This is a genomic window from Streptococcus sp. E17BB, from assembly GCF_041807725.1.
Lineage (GTDB): Bacteria > Bacillota > Bacilli > Lactobacillales > Streptococcaceae > Streptococcus > Streptococcus entericus.
The window spans coordinates 1-765 of the sequence record NZ_JBGTZC010000081.1 but is presented as its reverse complement, the minus strand read 5'-3'; the positions used below and the strand labels follow the sequence as shown (position 1 = coordinate 765).

Sequence of the window (765 nt, the reverse complement as noted above, 5' to 3'; positions counted from 1 at the left end):
TCAACAATTTGTTGCTTAAAGTCATCACTAAATTGACGACGGATTTTTCTAGACATAGAGTTCTCCTGTTTTCTTTAGTGTAGAACACTTTATAAATTCTGTCTAGTTTAGTGTAACCGATTCAGGTACAAATTTTGATGTTGATGGAATAAGTCTTAGATTTGAGACGATTTTTATAATGGCGATGTTTTTCTTAGTCTTGAAATCCTGTGCGATAAAGGTCAGTTTGCCTTTCTGATAGGAGACTTTATACCAAAATAGGATTTCAACTAAGGAAGAATATTTCGCATGAAACTGATATTACTTGATCTTGCGATAGACTGTGTAGGTAAGCAGAGATAGTGAGTTTTGATGCAATACGGGTAAGGGATTCTTTATTGAGGAGGAGTAGAGTCATCGTCTATCTGATGAGCTCAGAGTTTTAATAATTTTTCTTCAAGAGACTAGTTTTAAAGACCCTAACCTTTTGACAAGATTTACATTGAAATCATCTCTTTTTTAAACAGATGAGACCATAAAAGCCACTGATTTCAGTGAAGGGAATTTAGATGGTTTTTGGAGTTAATGGTTACATTAATGGGGATGATAGGCAGGTGTGGCAATAATTTCAATATTTTTTTTGTTGAACAACTTTAGTTACTGAACCGCACCCCAAAAGTTAGACAGATAATCTAACGAATGGGGTGCTTTTTTATGAAATTGAGCTACGAAGATAAATTAAATCTCTATGAGCTAAGAAATAAAGGGCTGACGTGGTCCCAACTT

The 765-nt window shown here is 34.4% G+C and carries 1 pseudogene; it reads right to left on the bottom strand.

Features of this window, described 5'->3' with window-relative positions:
• Positions 1–174 precede the first annotated feature (174 nt).
• Positions 175–544 (bottom strand): annotated as a pseudogene (locus tag ACERC7_RS10695) (ISL3 family transposase); the annotation flags it as partial.
• Between the last annotated feature and the right edge of the window lie 221 nt (positions 545–765).